This is a genomic window from Microbulbifer mixtoriginis (SeqCode) (assembly GCF_052466865.1).
Genome location: NZ_CP174293.1, coordinates 1261257 through 1279574, shown reverse-complemented (window position 1 = coordinate 1279574; position 18318 = coordinate 1261257). Strand labels below are relative to the sequence as shown.

General features: G+C 49.6%; 13 protein-coding genes. 4 read left to right on the top strand and 9 right to left on the bottom strand.

Annotated elements, in window-relative coordinates; translation table 11 throughout:
* Nucleotides 1-145: 145 nt before the first annotated feature.
* The 3 genes from ACJJJA_RS05770 to purU all read right to left on the bottom strand — a co-directional run bounded on the left by ACJJJA_RS05770 (nt 146) and on the right by purU (nt 2307).
* On the bottom strand, nt 146-877 hold the full coding sequence (locus ACJJJA_RS05770; RefSeq protein WP_444903989.1) for a PAS domain-containing protein: 732 nt from the start codon (nt 875-877) through the stop codon (nt 146-148).
* A 108-nt stretch (nt 878-985) separates the two neighbouring features.
* Nucleotides 986-1438, bottom strand: coding sequence for a hypothetical protein (locus ACJJJA_RS05765; RefSeq protein ID WP_444888168.1), 453 nt, complete (start codon nt 1436-1438; stop codon nt 986-988).
* 32 nt (nt 1439-1470) lie between these two features.
* On the bottom strand, nt 1471-2307 hold the full coding sequence (gene purU / locus ACJJJA_RS05760) for a formyltetrahydrofolate deformylase (protein ID WP_444903988.1): 837 nt from the start codon (nt 2305-2307) through the stop codon (nt 1471-1473).
* An 83-nt stretch (nt 2308-2390) separates the two neighbouring features.
* On the opposite strand from purU, the gene pepQ reads away from it, so the two are divergent.
* On the top strand, nt 2391-3704 hold the full coding sequence (gene pepQ / locus ACJJJA_RS05755) for a Xaa-Pro dipeptidase (protein ID WP_444888166.1): 1314 nt from the start codon (nt 2391-2393) through the stop codon (nt 3702-3704).
* Nucleotides 3705-3984: 280 nt separating this feature from the next.
* On the top strand, nt 3985-6036 hold the full coding sequence (locus tag ACJJJA_RS05750; protein ID WP_444903987.1) for an amidohydrolase family protein: 2052 nt from the start codon (nt 3985-3987) through the stop codon (nt 6034-6036).
* Nucleotides 6037-6115: 79 nt separating this feature from the next.
* Here the strand turns inward: ACJJJA_RS05750 and metE are convergent, their stop codons facing one another.
* Entirely contained in the window at nt 6116-8347 is a 2232-nt protein-coding gene (gene metE / locus ACJJJA_RS05745) for a 5-methyltetrahydropteroyltriglutamate--homocysteine S-methyltransferase (RefSeq protein WP_444903986.1), read from the bottom strand.
* Between the two features lie 181 nt (nt 8348-8528).
* On the opposite strand from metE, the gene ACJJJA_RS05740 reads away from it, so the two are divergent.
* Both ACJJJA_RS05740 and ACJJJA_RS05735 read left to right on the top strand, forming a co-directional pair.
* A complete protein-coding gene (locus ACJJJA_RS05740) occupies nt 8529-9464 on the top strand; it encodes a LysR family transcriptional regulator (RefSeq protein WP_286037006.1) in 936 nt (311 codons plus the stop codon).
* A gap of 101 nt (nt 9465-9565) precedes the next feature.
* Entirely contained in the window at nt 9566-10105 is a 540-nt protein-coding gene (locus tag ACJJJA_RS05735; protein ID WP_444888162.1) for a cytochrome b, read from the top strand.
* A gap of 81 nt (nt 10106-10186) precedes the next feature.
* Here ACJJJA_RS05735 and ACJJJA_RS05730 read toward each other — a convergent pair whose 3' ends face one another.
* The 5 genes from ACJJJA_RS05730 to ACJJJA_RS05710 all read right to left on the bottom strand — a co-directional run bounded on the left by ACJJJA_RS05730 (nt 10187) and on the right by ACJJJA_RS05710 (nt 18291).
* Entirely contained in the window at nt 10187-11956 is a 1770-nt protein-coding gene (locus tag ACJJJA_RS05730; protein ID WP_444903985.1) for a DEAD/DEAH box helicase, read from the bottom strand.
* 221 nt (nt 11957-12177) lie between these two features.
* Nucleotides 12178-13431, bottom strand: coding sequence for a capsule polysaccharide biogenesis protein (locus ACJJJA_RS05725; RefSeq protein WP_444903984.1), 1254 nt, complete (start codon nt 13429-13431; stop codon nt 12178-12180).
* 690 nt (nt 13432-14121) lie between these two features.
* Nucleotides 14122-15192 (bottom strand): phytanoyl-CoA dioxygenase family protein, encoded by a 1071-nt coding sequence (locus ACJJJA_RS05720; protein WP_444903983.1) that lies wholly within the window; start codon nt 15190-15192, stop codon nt 14122-14124.
* A 136-nt stretch (nt 15193-15328) separates the two neighbouring features.
* Nucleotides 15329-17341, bottom strand: a complete 2013-nt coding sequence (locus ACJJJA_RS05715) for a capsule polysaccharide biogenesis protein (RefSeq protein WP_444903982.1) — start codon at nt 17339-17341, stop codon at nt 15329-15331.
* Nucleotides 17342-17370: 29 nt separating this feature from the next.
* Complete coding sequence (locus tag ACJJJA_RS05710) at nt 17371-18291, bottom strand: glycosyltransferase (protein WP_444903981.1); 921 nt, start codon at nt 18289-18291, stop codon at nt 17371-17373.
* Nucleotides 18292-18318 lie beyond the last annotated feature (27 nt).

Below are 18318 nucleotides of genomic sequence, written 5' to 3'. Positions count from 1 at the left end.
TACCTGTTTTAAGGAATAAAATCCCAAGTCAAACTCGGGTCTAGAATTTCCGGAAATGAATGAAATGGGCGGCTGTCAACTCATCGGGGGAAGTTAACACACAACTCTCTCTAAAGTAGCTGAGGACACTCAGCTTGTTCGGTGTTTATATATTGGACTGAACTTCACTACGATAATTTGCTGGAAGTTGTCCAAACATGCCTTTGAAGTGTCTACTGAAGTAACTATGAGATGTAAAGCCAACCCGATAAGCAATTTCAGATATTGGGCTTTGTGTTTCCACCAGCATACGGCGAGAGTTCTCTAATCTGACTTCCCGAACAAATTGCATAGGTGTTTTATCCAGATATTTTTTGAATCGCCGCTCTAGTGCACTAACCGATAAACTCGCAACCTCTGCCAAATCTTCAACCGCAATTGGCTGACTATAGTTATTTTTTATGTATTCAACTGGCCTTTTAAGTTTATCCATTCTAGAGAGAGTCTTAACCGTTTCATTAAGGTCTCGAGCTACACCATAGGTTCCTATGATTTCTCCATTGGCACTCTTTAATGGGCGCTTTGATGTCGTAAACCAAACTAACTCGCCTGTTTTACCAATATTCAATTCCAGACGATCTGTAATCGTCTCTCCTGACATCACCCTTTTGTCATCACGTATATAGTTTTTAGCGAGATAAGAAGGGGAAAAATCCATATCTGAACGGCCAACTACCTGATGTAATGACCTGCAGCCGACATGCTCAATAAATTCCCGGTTACAATGCACCACATAGCCGGATTCATCTTTTACCCAGAAAATAATATCTGATATAAGGTCAAACACTGCAATGATCTGCTGCGTAGAGACCTGTTCCAAGACTGATTTATACTTCATTATTCTTATTTACATTTTGTATAAAACTGGAATATAGCTGAGCTTACTGACTAACCTCTTAAAAATTAACAAACTCAATAAGTTTTTCTAATCAAGACACTAAAAGTATCAAAATGCCCCCTCTCTACACTCACCCCGCACTTCTCCCCCATATGGGGAGATAATTCGCTCAATTTCAAAATAACCACGCTCGCAGAAACCGGTTTCTATCAACTTCTGCTCCAGAGCCCAATCAAAATAGGCTTCTACCCGACGACTTGAAGGGCCACCGCTCTCCACTGGCCCTCTCGGCATACGGGACTGCGCACTGGAACCTGCCACAACTGGCGCAGGGATATCACGCTGCTTTCCCTTTAACGTAAAAGTAAAACGCTTGGCGCCATTGGGAGCAACTTCTGTCTCAAAGGATTCCTTCATTCCTGGTATCGGGCTGTTACTGGTACAGCCTGTCAATATCAGGGCAATTGCCAAGCCCCCAAATAGTCGTATTGGGGAAAATGGGGAGTTAAATTTATTTTTATTCAGCACAGCAAGCCCTCTTGGCTCATCAATAGCTTCCATAAAAGGCTATTAGCCTCAGGAGACTTTATCAATTATTTGAATACCACGGTTTTATTGCCATGGATAAATACCCGCTCCTGCAACAGTAACTGCAGTGCGCGGGACAAAACCAACTTTTCCACATCGCGGCCCGCATCCGCCATGGACTCCGCCGAATAGGCATGATCCACATGTATTACATCCTGTTCAATAATCGGGCCCTCATCCAGATCATCAGTCACAAAGTGAGCGGTGGCACCGATAATTTTAACTCCGCGCTCATAGGCCTGCTGATAGGGCTTGGCCCCGATAAAGGCCGGCAGGAAGGAGTGGTGAATATTAATAATTCGGCCAGCATAATGAGCGACAAACTCCGGAGTGAGTACACGCATATACTTGGCCAGAACCAGGTAATCCGGATTGTACTCATCTACCAGAGCAGCCACTTTTTCCTCGTGCTCGCTGCGTTTCAGGTCTTGTACCGGTACACAGTGGAAGGGAATATCAAACTTCTCTACCAACCCACCCAGGTCTGGGTGGTTGCCAATCACAGCGGCTATCTCAACATCCAGTGCGCCCGAATAGCACTTCATCAAGATGTCACCCAAGCAGTGAGGCTCGCGTGTCACCATCAACACCAGGCGCTTGCGTTTGGTGGACACCAGGCGCCGCTCGGCTCCCTGCGGCAGGGCCATATCCAAATCTTCCAGGAAGGTAGTGTCGTTGAAGATACCTTCCAGGGCGGTGCGCATAAAAAAGCGGCCCTCCGCGCGGTCTACAAATTCATCATTCTTGATGATATTGAGCTGGTGCTTGTAGCAAATATTGGTAATCTTCGCGATCAGGCCCTTATCATCGGGGCAGTCGGTTAGCAGTATCTTCTTTTCCATGGTCGAATTTCAGGCCAAATATCCAGAGTTCAGACTATACACTATGCCGTCTAATCGATTCAGCGATCCATTCCGGGGAGAACATGGATAAAAACCTTTACGCAGATCATATGGCCACCCTGTGCCGCCGCTACGATGAAATATTGGAGTCCTGCGGCTTCGATACCCTGAATGTATTCAGCGGTGCACCCAGGATGCAGTTTCTGGATGACAACCCCTACCCTTTTAAGGTCAATCCCCAGTTCAAGGCCCTGGTACCGATCACCGACAACCCCAACAGTTGGGTGATCTTCAGGCGCGGGCAGAAACCCAAACTCTTGTTCTATCGCCCGGTGGACTTCTGGCACTATGTCCCACCCGCGCCACAGACCTTCTGGAGTGAGCTCTACGATATCGAGCTGTTGAGTAAGCCAGCAGATGCCCGGGAATTCCTAAACGCGGATAACGCCGCCTTCATTGGTGAGGCCGACAGGTTCCAGGACTGGCCACTCGGTGAGATCAACCCCGAAATCCTAATCAACCGTCTACATTGGGCGCGTGCCAACAAGACCCCTTATGAAGTCGCCTGCCTGCGCGAGGCCAACCGCATTGCGGTGGCAGGGCACCGAGCCGCTGAACTGGCTTTCCGCGGTGGCGCCAGCGAGTTCGAGATCAACCAAGCCTACTTGAGTGCTACCGGCCAGGGCGAGAACACCATGCCGTACGGCAATATCGTGGCCCTCAATGAACACGCGGCGATACTGCACTACACCCACCTCTCCACCCAACGCCTGCCCGGCACAGAATTAAAAACCTTTCTGATCGACGCCGGGGCCGATTGCAATGGCTATTGTGCGGATATCACCCGGACCTATAGCTATGCCGACAGCGAGTTCGCTCAGCTGGTGGCATCGATGGATGAAAAACAGCTGCAACTGGTGGACGGCCTCAAGCCCGGTCTGCCCTACCCGGATCTACACCGCCAGTGCCATCTGAAAGTTGGCGAATTGCTGGCCCAGTTCGATATCATCAAATCTTCTGCCGAGAGTGCGGTGGAGTCCGGATTAACCCGGCCATTTATGCCTCATGGTCTGGGCCACTTCCTCGGTCTGCAGGTACATGATGTGGGTGGTCACCAGAGTGGCCCCGATGGCGGTAGCACACCCCCACCTGCGGAGTACCCTTTCCTGCGCACCAGCCGTACTATTGAAGAAAACCAAGTGTTTACTATTGAGCCGGGGCTCTATTTTATCGATAGTCTGCTTGCGGAATTGAAAGTCTCCTCCCTTACCAGTGAAGTTAATTGGAATAAGGTTGAAGAGTTCCGCCCCTACGGCGGCGTGCGTATTGAGGACAATATTGTGGTGGGTGCCGAAGCGAACGAGAACCTCACCCGCGCCTGCGAGGCAGAGTATTAATGCCATAGGTAAACAAATACTCTAACTCGCTCTCGCCAAGAGTAAGGCAATCTGGCAGGTTTTGCTGTCTTCCAGGTTGCCGGATCTCCTCAAGCTCTCCCTCACCCTTAACAGGTAAAATAAAAAACCACTGAGGTTTATCCCAACGCCCTGTCGCCCTGATTCATCCTTCTGCCGAAATTACTCCTAAAGCCATCACTCTCTGTACTGCTATCTCTTGCCTGAATAGTAAAAAACAGCCAACCTCCCCTGCGCAAAAACAACAAGAAAGGTTCACCCTATGAAAAAGTCCAGGCTAGCGACACTGGTCGCCGCAGCGGTATTTGCCACGGCCAATTGCGCCTATGCAAAATCAATCGAATATATCTTTTACGATAAAGAGGGTATCGCCGGCAGCGAGGTGATCGAACAAAAGGGCTCGAAAATTTCCGGAGAATTAAAGCTCGGTTGGAATAACCGCCGACTCAATCTAAAGGAAAGCTTCACGATCGGCGCGGCCAAAATGCCCGAGCAGGTCCACATTGAAGGTATCAGCCCCTTTGGCGCGCCAGTTAATGAAGAATTTACACTGAAAGATGGTGTGGCCACTTGGCAAGGCACCGATGAACACGGCAGCGCAAAAACTTCCGAAGCGCAGTTTTATATTCCCAAAAACTCGACTCTGGCCGTACAAACCCAGCTGGTAAAAGCGCTACTTGCCGATAAGGATCACAGCATAGGTTTACTACCCCAAGGACAAGCTCAGCTACACAAGCTGGATCAGCTCACTCTTGAGCAGGGCGATGAGAAGAAAACCGTGTATCTCTACGGTGTGAGTGGCCTGGGTTTTACTCCGGACCTGGCCTGGTACGATGAATCCGGTGATCTGTTTGCTGCCGATGAAGGAGGCTGGTTCGCCATACTGCGCAAAGGCTGGGATAAATCCCACCTGCAACAACTCAAAGAACACCAGGTTGCCGCTTCCGACCAGTATTTACTGGATATCGCCGAAAAGCACACCCATACCTCCGCCCAACCGATCCTGATTAGCAACGTCAATCTGGTCGATGTAGAAGCGGGCAAGCTTCGCAAGCGTCGCCACCTACTGGTGGAAAACGGCAAAATCACCAAGATTAGCCGCCGCCCAATCAAAGTCCAAAACGCCACCCGTATCGATGCCAAAGGCCACACCCTGATTCCCGGGCTGTGGGATATGCACGCACACCTATCACCCACTGATGGTGCCCTGAATATGGCCGCCGGTATTATTAATGTGCGCGATATCGGTAATACCCACGAAAATATTATGCGCATCTCCGGCCTGTATGAGTCCGAACAGATTATCGGCGGTGACCTGTTCCGTGCGGGCTTTATGGACAGGGAAAGTGAAAATGCCATGCGCATGGGTAAAACGGCAGATAGCCTGGAAGAAGCCAAGGAAATTGTCGAGTGGTATGCGGAACATGGCTACCAACAGATAAAAACTTACAGCTCCATGGAACCTGAATGGATCGCCCCCTTAGCCAAACATATCCACGAAAACGGCATGCGCTTATCCGGGCATATCCCCGCCTTTATGACCGCAGAGGAAGCAGTGGATGCCGGCTTTGATGAAATCCAGCATATCAATATGCTGTTCCTCAATTTTATGGGCAAGATCGACACCCGCAAAAAACTGCGTTTTACCGAGATTGGTGAACATGCCCACGAGCTGGACTTGGAAAGTGCAGAGGTTGGCGATTTCCTGGATAAACTCGCTGAAAAAGGCACAGTGGTAGATGCCACGACTACCGTATTTAGCTCTATGTTGCTGCGCCAGCCTGGCAAAGTAGATCCGGAGTTTGAAGATATCGCCGGCCATTTACCGGTGAATATTCAGCGTGCATTTGTCGGTGCCGAGCTGGATGTAAAACCGGAACATAGGGATGACTACAACCTCTCCGCCGATGCCCTGCTGAAAATGATGCGTAAACTGCATGAGCACAAGGTGACCATGGTAGCGGGTTCCGATGGTATTCCCGGGTTTACCCTGCTGCGCGAGTTGGAGCTCTATGCCAAATCCGGTATACCCGCTATGGATGTACTACGTACTGCCACACTGGTACCCGCCCAGGTAATGGGAGCCGATCAATATACTGGCAGTATCACCGTGGGTAAAAATGCAGACCTGGTTTTACTGGAAGGTAATCCGCTGGAAGATATCAGCGCACTGCGTCGCACCGCATTGGTTATTGAAGGGCAAAATCTCTATCGTCCCGATGAACTGTATCAAGCCCTGGGCATCAAATCGTTCCACCCCTCGGTGCCATTTGAATTAAATGGTACGACTACCATTGCAGCCAAGTCTGAATAAAAAGACAAAGCGGCAAGCAAAAAAAGAAAAGTAAAAACCGGCAGTCAGAAAGACTGCCGGTTTTTTTATTAGCCAAATATTAGGCCAACTCGCTGCGCACAGTACGCGCCGCTTCCACCATATTCAGTAGGGAGGAGCCCACCTCGGCCCAGCTGCGGGTTTTTAAGCCACAATCTGGGTTCACCCAAAGCCGCTGTATCGGCACTACTTCGGCAATTTTCTTCAGACGCTCAACCAGCTCCTCCCGCTCAGGCACATTAGGGGAGTGGATATCGTAAATTCCCGGCCCTATTTCATTGGGGTAACCGCCATTCCTATCGGCAAAAGCACTGAGCAGACGCAGGTCTGAGCGGGCGGATTCGATAGTAATGACATCCGCATCCAAGGAGACAATAGCCTCCATGATTGCATTGAAATTGCTATAACACATATGGGTGTGAATCTGGGTTTCCGCTTTTACCTCGCTGCAGGTAAAACGAAAACATCCCACCGCCCAGGCAAAATAATCAGCATGCTCGGATTCACGCAGGGGAACCCCCTCGCGCAGCGCCGGCTCATCAATCTGAATAATTCCTATACCCGCATTCTCAAGATCCAATACTTCCTGGCGTAATGCCTCGGCAATCTGCAAGCAACTTTCACTTCGGTGGATATCCTCACGAGGGAAGGACCAGTTGAGAATCGTCACTGGACCTGTGAGCATGCCTTTTACCGGTCTTTGGGTCAGGCTCTGGGCATAGCGGCTCCACTCCACCGTCATAGCCTGTGGACGAGTAATGTCACCGAAAATAATGGGCGGTTTTACACAGCGGGACCCATAGCTCTGTACCCAACCATTGCCAGTATGCACAAACCCCTGCAGTTGCTCGCCAAAATACTCCACCATATCGTTGCGTTCGGCTTCACCGTGTACCAACACATCCAAGCCAAGAATTTCCTGGCGACGGATCGCCTCGGCAATCTCCGCACGCAAATGCTGGGTGTAATCCGACTCACTGATCTCACCGCTGCGATGCTGGCGGCGTACCTTGCGCAATAGGTCCGTTTGTGGGAAAGAACCGATCGTGGTGGTCGGCAACAGTGGTAACTGCCAGCGTTTTTCCTGCAGTACCGCGCGCTCCTGATAGCGCTGTGCACGCCAGCTGTCCTGTAAGCGCTCAGTGACGGAGTTGCCGGCGATAGGATTCTCTACAGGAGTGGCCGTTGATGGAACTGGCTCGGCCAATAGTTTTTGCAACTGGGCCAACTCCGCTAACTTCTGGCGACTGAAGGCAAGCTTTTGTTTTTGCTCAGCCGGCAACGATGTTTCGGTATCCAAGTCCACCGGACTGTGCAGTAGTGAACAGCTGCCCGAAACCCATAGGCGCTCGCCCAAACGATCCGCCAGAGGCTTCAACTGTGAGTGCCACTTCTGCAAATCCGCTCGCCAAACATTGCGGCCATTCAGTACCCCCGCGGAAAGTACCTGATCTTCCCCAAGAAACTGCGCGGCTTCCGCAAGCTCCTCTGGCGCCCGTACGCAGTCAATGTGTACTCCCGCAACCGGCAGGGAAAAAGCCAACTGCAGGTTTTCCCGCAACGGGGAAAAATAGGTCGTCAGCAACAATTGCAAATTTGCCGTGTGGTTGAGCTGGGCATACACAGCGTGAAACGCTTTGCGCCACTGCTCTGGCAAATCCAAGCCGAGAATCGGCTCATCAATTTGCACCCACTCCACCCCCAGGCATTCAAACTGGGAAAACAGCTCGGCATAGCAGGGCAATAGATTGGCGAGCAAATCCAGAACATCATCAACACCCCGCCCCAACCAGAGGTAAGTGAGCGGCCCGAGAACCACCGGCTTGGCCTTATAACCCTGGGATTGTGCTTCACGTATTTCTTCCAGCAACCAATTACTATCCAGGGTAAAAGTTTGCTTCTCGTGAAGCTCTGGCACTAAATAGTGATAATTGGTATCGAACCACTTGGTCATGGCACTCGCCGCAACCGGTTGACCGGAGGGCGCGCGGCCGCGGGCCAGACGAAAGTACTGGTCCAATTTATTGTTCGCAGCCCCTTCGGCAAAGCGCTCAGCAACCACACCAAACATCAGCGAATGATTGAGCACCTGGTCATACCAGGCAAAATCGCCAACCGTCACTAAATTGAGCCCCTCACTTGCCTGGGCCTGCCAGTTCTCCCGGCGAATACTCTCACCAACTTCCAGTAGCCGCTGCTGAGATATTTCACCGCGCCAATAGGCTTCCTGAGCTTTCTTTAGTTCGCGATCAGCGCCGATGCGCGGATAACCAAGGACATGCGTTTGCACCATTTTCTACTTTCCCAAGTCCGTTCCTGTGAGAGGGCCAAGCCCTTATTTCCTGCCCACACATGTCGGCGCTATTTGTCTACCGATTGCGGCTTCACCACTTGTGAGGCTTTGGACTTGATTGTGTGCTCGCAGTGTTATTCAATCAATTTCATATTTTTTGCCATGAACATGAATAATTTTAATGATGATAGAAATGCGCCATCTGCGCGCCCTCTCTGTTCTGCGCGAGACTGGCAGCCTGGTGCGCGCCGCTGAGCATCTACACCTGACCCAATCGGCCCTCTCTCATCTGTTCCGGGAAATGGAGGAGCGCCACAACCTGCCACTATTTGTGCGCAAGTCCCGCCCGCTGCGCTTTACCAGCGCCGGCTTGCGCCTGCTGCAGCTGGCCGATGACATATTGCCGCGCGCGGCTCTAGCCCAGCGAGACTTGGCACGGCTGGCCTCCGGCCAGTCGGGACGCTTGAATATCGCCATCGAATGCCACAGCTGTTACCAGTGGTTGATGCCGGCTTTGAATACTTATCGCGACGACTGGCCCGAGGTGGAGCTGGATCTGTGCAGTGGCTTTCACTTCGCACCGCTACCAGCCCTTACCCGCGGTGACTTGGATCTGGTGGTCACCTCTAATCCAGACCGGGATTTGAAAGGCATCCACTATCAGCCACTATTCAGCTTTGAGATGTGCCTGGCACTCAGCCGCAAACATCCCCTATTGCAAGATGATGCCAAACGCCGCTGGGTGACTCCCGGGGAGTTGGCCGGGGAGGTACAGATCACTTACCCGGTGGAGCGGGAGCGACTGGATATTTTCCAGAATTTCCTCGAGCCCGCTGGCATCGAGCCCGCGGGTGTACGCACGGCAGAGTTGACGGTTATGATGGTGCAGCTGGTGGCCAGTGGCCGAGGTGTCTGCGCCCTGCCCAACTGGGCCTTGCACGAATATCTGCAAAAAGGATTTGTGGCGCAGCTGCGTCTGGGGGAAAAGGGTCTATGGAGTACTCTTTATGCCGCCGTACGCGAGGAAATGCTGGAGCAAGCCTATGCCGCTGACTTTCTGCGGACCGCCCGGGATACCTGTTTTAGCCATCTAAACGGGATTCGCGCGGCGAGTTAAGCGGACTAGCCACTACTATCAGCAACAGATAACTGGAGCGGGTGCACACGCCCGCCGCAACCTAACGCCCGTGCTGGGCGCTGCTTTACAGGAGACGTTCTATGTCCACAACGAATGATCGCTGGAACTCAGTGAGTAAAGGCCTGCATTGGCTGTTTGTGATTCTACTACTGGCGGTATGGGGCGCCGTAGAGCTGCACGAATTCTTTGAACGCGACGACCCAATGCGCGGCTGGTTTATGCGCCTGCACTTCTCTCTGGGTGTCGCGGTGTTAATGCTGCTGGCAGTTCGTCTCTACTGGCGTGCGCGCCACAAGCGCCCGCAGATCCAGGGCCGCTCCTGGCAGAAGGCCTTATCCAACCTGACCCATGGTGCTCTCTACTTGGTTTTACTGGCAATGCCGGTTTCGGGTATTGCGATGCGTCAGCTGTTCGGCAGGGATACAGAGTTTTTTGGCCTTTTTGCCCTACCGCGCCTACTGGCAGAGAATTCAGACCTGGGCAAGCAGCTCGGTTTCCTGCATAAGGATGTTCTGTGGCCGGCCCTGCTGATATTGGTGGGACTGCATATCGCCGCCGCGCTCTGGCACCACTTCGTCATGCGCGATAGCACTCTGACCCGTATGCTACCGCAGCGCTAGGCACAGCTACCCTAGATTTGCGGCATAAAAAACGGCGCTATAAGCGCCGTTTTTTATGCCTCGGGACTCGCTGGGAAAAGATTACTCCCCGCCATTATCCCGTTTGAACTTGGGCTTGCCCTTGGGTTTGCCCTTGGGCTTACCTTTAGGTTTGCCCTTCGCCTTAACGGCCGACTCATCGAAACGGGAAATCTTCATGGGCTTACCAGCCACCCGTACCTTCTTCAGATGCTGGAAGATTTCCTTGGGCATACCTTCCGGAAGGTCCACGGTGGTGAAGTCTCCATAGATCTCAATACGACCTATAAAGGAACTATCCAGATCCACCTCGTTGGCAATGGCACCAACGATACCACCCGGACGCACACCGTGCTCGCGACCAACTTCGATACGGTAGCGCTCCAGCCCCTCATCGGGTGCTGGCATCTTGCGGTCTTTTTCATAACCGTCTTTCTTACGACGACGCCTTTCAAAATCATCGTCCCGCTCACGGCGTTCCCTTTCCCTGCGCGGCTTGGACTCTTGCTCTTTGATCAGCAGCGGCTGGTCACCCTGAGCCATGGAGGCCAAGGCAGCAGCGACATCCAATGGGTCCACTTCATTCTGGGCGAGGAATTCCTCCACCAGCAAGCGGTAGGGTGCCAGGTCTGTCTGGCCTTCCAGGGTTGCGGTAATGCGCTCGCGGAAGCGCTGCATACGGGCACTGTTAACCATCTCGGCACTGGGTAACTCCAGCTTCTCAATGGGTTTCTTGGTAGCCTTCTCAATAACACGTAGCATACGGCGTTCACGCGGCGCCACAAACAAGATGGCATCCCCTTCACGACCGGCGCGGCCGGTACGACCGATACGATGAATATAGGCTTCGGTATCGTAAGGGATGTCGTAGTTGATCACGTGGCTGATACGCTTCACATCCAGTCCGCGCGCTGCCACATCAGTGGCCACAACGATATCGAGCTTGCCGTTCTTAAGCTTATCGATTACCTGCTCGCGCAGGTTCTGCGCCATATCGCCATTCAGGGCGGCACTGGCAAAACCGCGCGCGGCCAGCTTGTCTGCAAGCTCAACAGTGCTGTTTTTGGTGCGTACGAAAATAATCGTGGCATCTACTGGCTCGGCTTCGAGGATACGAGTCAGGGCATCCAGTTTATGCAAACCGCCCACGGGCCAGTAGCGCTGGCGGATGGTCTCCGCAGTCTCTTGCTTAACACGGATTTTGACTTCAACCGGCTCGTGTAAATGCTCGCGAGCTATCCGAGCGATCTCTTTGGGCATGGTGGCGGAGAACAGCGCGATCTGGCGCTCTTCCGGAATCTGTTCCAATACCCACTGCACATCGTCAATAAAACCCATGCGCAACATTTCATCGGCCTCATCCAGCACCAAGGTACTCAGATTGGAGAGGTCCAGGGAGCCGCGACGCATATGATCCATCACTCGGCCAGGGGTACCCACCACTAGCTGCACACCGCGTTTTAATTGTTGGATCTGTCCACGATAGTCGGCACCGCCATAAATTGGAGCTACGTGGAAGCCTTTCAGGTTAGAAGCATAAGCCTGGCACGCCTCAGCTACCTGGATAGCCAATTCACGAGTCGGCGCTAGTACCAAAGCTTGCGGCCGACGGTTTTTCAGATCCAGCTTGGACAGTAAAGGCAGTGCAAAAGCAGCTGTTTTGCCGGTGCCGGTCTGGGCCTGGCCCAGCACATCGCGATTCTCCAACAGGGAGGGGATTGTCTGTGCCTGAATCGGAGAGGGGGTCTCATAGCCCAGTTTTTCGATGGCAGTTAGGATTTCAGGCGGCAGGCCCAGCTGGTCGAAGCCGGCCGGTTTTGGGGTATCGGTCATTTCGGAATTCACTTGAAGCCTAAGTCCCTGTCGTGGGACCGGAGCGGTGGGTCAAAAGGTCGCGCAGTCTAACAGGTTAGGCGTCCCAGATCAGCCTGTTTTTTAAGCAGATATCAGAAGAAAGCCACAACAGCTGCGAAATCTCGGCCCCACAGTGGGAGAATGATAGAAGAGAAAAGACCAGGCAGGGGCCGCAATCTAGTTAAAAAACCACTGAACACTCATTTTGCATCGGTCCTGATATTAGTGCCGACAGGCTTTGATAGCGGCAAAATGGAGTCTTTTCTACCAACTTCCTTCAAGCGGGCACAAACCCTGTCCACTGTCGACTTAAGCCCCCGGGAAAAGCTGCCATCCACCTGTGTGCGCTCATACAGATAAGTATGAAAACGCCGGAAAAAATTGATGTCTACCGGCTCTGGCTGTTTCCAGAAACTAGAAAGGCTGCCCTGGTGCGTCAAACCCGGCAAATCATATAAGGACCGCCCCATTACCTTGGTAGGCACCTTGTGAAGCAGTGCGGAAATGCCCACAGTACTGTTGATAGTTACCACACCCCTTGTATGGTCCAACAAGGTCGGTAAATGCAGATCATGACAATAAATCACCCGCCCACTTATCCGATAACGCGCTTCCAGTACACTGATCAGCCTTTGATAGTGGCAAAAGCCGCGGTCCATCGGATGGTGCTTAAAAACAATGACCGTATCTTCAGGCGCATTTCGTGCAAAAGATTTACACACGACATCTATCGCATTCTCAATCGAGAGCAGGTCAGAATGCTTGCGCAACTGAAAATCATCGCAGGTCTGCAGAGGAAACAGGTAAAAACGGCCACTGTACTTTCCAGTCATCTGGCGGATAAGGCCGCGCTCGTTGAACTTATAGAGCCCCTTACGATAAAAGCTTCTCAGCCAACAGACGCCCTCCTGTAACCAACTGCGATTCCGGTGATGGTGATAACTGGCAAACTCTGGTTGGGCAAAACGCATAGCCAAGTAATAAGCAGATGCGAAGTAGGCACGCCGCCAAAAAGTATGACCAACGGGAGGCGCCGGGGTACGTCCTCTAGGTAGATATTGATCTATTGCCTGCCTGGACCAATCAGTTGAGGAAAAAGCATTAACCCCACCCCACTCCATAGTGACAAAATCGGGGCGCAGATAGCCTTCCTCAAAAACGATAAAGGCGACGCCCATGGATTGGCATACTTTCTTTGCGCTCTCATGGAGTCTACGGCAGTCACCATAGGCAAAAACCGTATCAGCGCCATGCTCAGAAAGATAACGACGAAAAAAAGATGGCCAGTCAGCTTCTCTACCGGTGAAATCTACTTGGTAGTTCCCCCAGCCAAAGTAGCGATCGCCTCCATTGAAGTTGATCTTGTGGGTAACAACACCGAGTTGCGAAAACCGCTTTGCCAGCTGGGCAAAAAACGGGCCATGCGGTCCCTGTAAAAATACTGCCACAGACATGAATAGGCCTACTCCGGAGTCACCCTACTAGGGGCATTGAAACTGAACAATGAAACATCAAGGGTACGATCGATAACTCATCACATACAAACCACTGCTATAGCAGACCAATAAACATCGCAACAAGAAACACAAAGCTGGTCATACAATAGCCCAAGAATTTCTGAACAAAAAACGAACATCGATTGTACAGGCACTAATTTAGCGGCATAAACAGGCCTTCAGGATACATTACTGCAAATTTATCCATCAGGCGATAGCCTGAAAAGCCACCTTTAGAGACAAGTTTGCCCCTTAAATAACGATGCGGGCCTGTGAATACTTCTCTGCTAAATTGATGCAGATTCAAAATTCATTTCAGTAATGGGGTTGGAAGCAGACTCTATAGGAACCGGAATAGACACCAGTAGCCTTCACTTTATATATAGCAGAACAGATGACTCACTGAGATTGCTCATTTGAAGAGTGTGGCGTACTTCACGGACGGCTATTCTAGAGAGTAAAGAAAATAATGCCAAGACAGCCTATTACACGAGGGACTCGCTAGCAATGTTCGTCTCTAGCAGGTTTAAAATCCTCTAATATATTTCAAATCACTTGATGCGCGCTCACTTTTTCAAGAGCTAACTTTTTCTCTGCACTACAGACCCAACTTAAAATAAAATGTATTTCAATCGATTGCACTCAGAATTATTCAGACTCAAGTATTTTGGAAGCCATCACACTTTTAGCACGATTAAAGGTACCAAAATAGTTACTCTGTTCTCCTCCCTCTGTTTTCCGGCTATCAATCTTCCTCAACGCCTTCTTCCATATCCACTCAAATAGCAACGCGGTTGATCTCGGAAAAGGGGTGAACAAGGGGTTAAATGGGTTATCACGCGCCTGCATCCAAACCGTCATTCGGTGTGACTTTTGTAGCGCCCTACCACGGCAATGGAAACCATAAACATTGCCAATGATAAGCGTATTTTTCGGCACGGATAGCTTCTCCACTTTAAAACCCATTTCAGCCAGTTCCGGAGCACTTACGCGAAATGAGCCATCCCAATAGCGCCCTGGAGCACGATCGGCTCCTTTCTTGCATGCTTCCAAACTCTGCCTGTATTCCCATTTGAGCCGCTTCCATGTCAACCGGTGGGAACCGGGAACATAAACAAATGAGCCATTAGTATCTGAAGAATCATCTATGTATAACCAGGCTTTTACACATGGATGAAAGGTGTCTGCATGCAAATCTCGCTGAGGATCTGGACGTGGAGTGACGTTCGCATGGTTACATAAATTTTCAATATAAAAGAGTGGTGGTCGATTCTTTGAAGAGCAATAACGCATCAATCTATCCAAACCTTTATGGGAATAAAGCCTTTGAAAGTTTGGTGTTTTAGCTCTCTCCGTAGAGTCCATAAAGACCCGTTGAGTAATGGTAGTTCCCTCAATAACCTCTCTGACAGGGGCCTTCAGCTCAATCAACTCTTTAGTCAAGCGCTGAAACTCAGCCTGAGAAAGAAAATTTTTCTTAAGTAAATAACCATTACGTATGAATTCACGTCGATCTTCTGAGGGGACCAAAGGAGATAATAGTAAAAGACGAAATCGAAAAAGCAGGTGGGCCAGAATAACTCTGATCACATGTAACCCACAGCGATTTAAAAAGCTATTGCCCAGCAGGGGATTATTCTTAAAGCTTTTACCCCAGCTGAGCAACTCAAAAATCCACTTTGGTACTTTCCAGCTTAGCCCAACCATAGAACGCCACATAACACTCCCCAAATTAAAATATGTTCTAAGCAGGTTTTAACCCCCACAAAAAAGAGGGAGGCCCAACAAAATCAAACACTCAAAACCGACTTATATTTGTTGCCGCATCAATAGATAAAAAGTATTGAGCTGAAATTTAATACTTTAAAAATCGACTCCGATACCAACGAAACATCTGCAAGAAAAAGCTCGCCGACTGTTCAGATTTGCGGTTTTTTTGCAAGATCTCAATGTTGGTTTTTGCATCAATAAATTCACCGCTCACCGGATCCACATATACAGGATAGAAAAGTAGAGTACCAGCGATTAATTGCTCCAAACTTAACGCTCTTTGCCGCCGAAGTTTAAAAGACTGAAAATCGAAAGCGTCATATACTGGCGCACTGAGAAGTATATCTTCTGTAAGTCCCCAACCAGCATAAAAAGGAAGCCCATAAGTTACCACTTTGATTTCTCGCAACAAAGCCTCAAAACCACACAGTGAACTCATGGTATGCACTTCATCCACTTTATCCAAAAGCAGAGAAATATCACCTTTTTCAATTAAACTGTCGTAAAGGGATTTTGCACCTACAGGCATCCCCCCTTCTCTTGCACCTTCAACAACATCTGGGTGGGGTTTATAGATAATATGGGCACTAGGATTTCTCGTCCTCACCTCTTTCAACAAAGCATAGTTACTTTTTATTAGTGGCGATCCAGTGGCAATGGAAGCATCACTCTCAACTTGACCGGGAATTAGAATAATTTTTTTACCCCTCGGAATCTCCAGCTCATAAGGTGACAATTCTCGACCAATGTTATATTTAGTTACTCTTTTATTTATTAAATTATCTCGCAATATTTTTGCTTGAATTAAACTTTCCGATGGCAATCTAGCACTATTGAGATACACTTCCAGATCACTGGAATAGCGGGCATCAAAATAAATACCACACGCATCCAGCACCAATGAGCTTGGTTTTACCAGGTCAGCACCCAAACCCGCTGAGCGTAGAAAACCATCTTCAATTCTCCATAAATTTAATTGATTTTGTTGACACTGCTCAACCAAAGTATCTGTAACCTTACTGGCCCACACCAAAATATTGGTATTAGGTCTGGTTATTGCAGCCCTATCAAGAGATTTGAAGAAAGTAATCCTAGATTTATCCCCCAAAAAATTGGGAATAAAACTGCGTTTCCATGGGGAAAATCCAATTCCTAACCATGTCCCCTGAAAACGTTGCCACTGTCTTTTTTGTTCCAAAATCAATGACAACGTATCTTCAAATTCGCATATAACACCCGTATAAGGATTGATATAACGGCAATAGCGAAGATAGGCCGCACAGAAAATTTCAGCCAGTGTTCGTTTTACATTGCGTCTGTTAACAAGCTGGCGATCCTTTGTAAGCCCCCAGCCTGCATAGAAAGGAACACCAAAACAGTGCACTTCCTTACCTGCGATCAATGCATCAAAACCCAGCTGACTGGTAACTACATAGACTTTTTCAACGCGGTCAAATATTGACCATGGAGATAAATCCTGTCCAATAATCCTACAGCCTTCTTGCTTTGCAAGCTCTTGCAAATAACCACGTTTTCTGCCTGAAATAACGTCAGGATGCACTTTGACACAGATCTCAGCACCTGGATTTTCAGTAATCGCACTTCGCAGCATTTCCCGGAAGTGCCTCTCGGAAGCCAACCCAGCGGTTATTGATATATCACCATAAGTCTGGTCTACCACCAGGATCGCCGGACGCTCATCTGCTAAATCCAGAGGGATGTCAACCGATTTGTTATATTTGCACAAACGGTGGGTACGAAGAAGATGAAGTCCATTTTCAGCCCTATTGAGTTCTTCAACGCTAAAATCACTCGCACTGATCAAGCCCTCAAGATCACTGGGGCGAGAGGCGTCGTAATAAATACCGCTATAGTCCATGACCAAACTATGCGCTTGTGCTCCCTCCACTCCCAATCCCAGAGAGCGTAAAAAACCATCCTCAATACAGAAGTAAGGAAGCCCATTCCGTGTGGCTATTCGCTTTGCTTTTATCGACGTAGCCTTGAGCCCCCAGCCCACCATTTGGCTTACGTTTCTATTAGGTCTGGAAAATACATATTGACACTTAGCACCAAGAAAACGCTCTAGGGTACGCATTCTGCTAAGCCCTAAAGAGCAGTGCCCAACTACAGGCATTTTTTTGCCTCACTCAGCAGTTTTCCTCTTAAAGCATCATCAGCTGCCAATTGTAAAATGCCTTCTATCCAGAGTGATGGCTTCATAGGCAATAGAATTCCATTCTCCTGATGTCGAACCACCTTACCGTAGATATCCCCCTCCGCATAAATGCCAACCGCACCTGCCTGCGTAATATCATAAAATTTGGTATGGGATCTTGCCCTATTGAAGGGGCTGTCCAAGAGAGGAGCTAAGCCTATAGAACGTTCCGGCCTCCGTAGCAAGGATAAATAAGTAGGCCATTTCATGGGGTACAGTACCCGTACTCTTGGTACACAACTAAATAAACGATTTACATGTTTATCCCCAATAATCTCAAAGCTCAGATCCGGATTTTCTGCCATTACTTCTTTGATAATTGGATAGAGCCAGTTGATGTCCTCATAGTGGGACGCTGATCCATGATAGAAAATAGAAAGTTGCTGTCCTTTATCTAGATCCAGTGGCTCTGCCGACAATAATTCAGGGGACCAATCCCGATATTTATTCTGTAGAAATGAAGTTGAGACCAGTAATTTCGCCCCTATAGACTTTAGCCAACGCTGTTTGGACCAGCTATAGCGCAGGATTTTGGCCTGATAGCGCACTGGCATCCTCGCGAAGGCCGACCAATCCAACAAATCATCATCAAGAAATACCGAGACGCCAGATAACTTGCTTAAATTCTGTTGTATCAGTGATTGCCAGGAACGAGAAATATAACGTACAAAAATGAGCTGCGCCCCTTTGAGCTCACCTTCAGAAGGAAGCTCATTGAAATTCAAGCGCTTGATATTTACCCCAAGCTTGCGTAAGTAGGGAATAACAAAGTAATCGGTCGAGGGATTAGGCCCCTCCTCTACAACGATCCAACGGCTGACTACTTCCATTCATACTCCAATAGTTCAGGTAAATAT

Bases quoted from the DNA above. Each gene is read 5' to 3' on its own strand.
- ACJJJA_RS05770 (WP_444903989.1), bottom strand. From the start codon at position 877: ATGAAGTATAAATCAGTCTTGGAACAGGTCTCTACGCAGCAGATCATT.
- ACJJJA_RS05765 (WP_444888168.1), bottom strand. From the start codon at position 1,438: ATGGAAGCTATTGATGAGCCAAGAGGGCTTGCTGTGCTGAATAAAAAT.
- purU (WP_444903988.1), bottom strand. From the start codon at position 2,307: ATGGAAAAGAAGATACTGCTAACCGACTGCCCCGATGATAAGGGCCTG.
- pepQ (WP_444888166.1), top strand. From the start codon at position 2,391: ATGGATAAAAACCTTTACGCAGATCATATGGCCACCCTGTGCCGCCGC.
- ACJJJA_RS05750 (WP_444903987.1), top strand. From the start codon at position 3,985: ATGAAAAAGTCCAGGCTAGCGACACTGGTCGCCGCAGCGGTATTTGCC.
- metE (WP_444903986.1), bottom strand. From the start codon at position 8,347: ATGGTGCAAACGCATGTCCTTGGTTATCCGCGCATCGGCGCTGATCGC.
- ACJJJA_RS05740 (WP_286037006.1), top strand. From the start codon at position 8,529: ATGATGATAGAAATGCGCCATCTGCGCGCCCTCTCTGTTCTGCGCGAG.
- ACJJJA_RS05735 (WP_444888162.1), top strand. From the start codon at position 9,566: ATGTCCACAACGAATGATCGCTGGAACTCAGTGAGTAAAGGCCTGCAT.
- ACJJJA_RS05730 (WP_444903985.1), bottom strand. From the start codon at position 11,956: ATGACCGATACCCCAAAACCGGCCGGCTTCGACCAGCTGGGCCTGCCG.
- ACJJJA_RS05725 (WP_444903984.1), bottom strand. From the start codon at position 13,431: ATGTCTGTGGCAGTATTTTTACAGGGACCGCATGGCCCGTTTTTTGCC.
- ACJJJA_RS05720 (WP_444903983.1), bottom strand. From the start codon at position 15,192: ATGTGGCGTTCTATGGTTGGGCTAAGCTGGAAAGTACCAAAGTGGATT.
- ACJJJA_RS05715 (WP_444903982.1), bottom strand. From the start codon at position 17,341: ATGCGTACCCTAGAGCGTTTTCTTGGTGCTAAGTGTCAATATGTATTT.
- ACJJJA_RS05710 (WP_444903981.1), bottom strand. From the start codon at position 18,291: ATGGAAGTAGTCAGCCGTTGGATCGTTGTAGAGGAGGGGCCTAATCCC.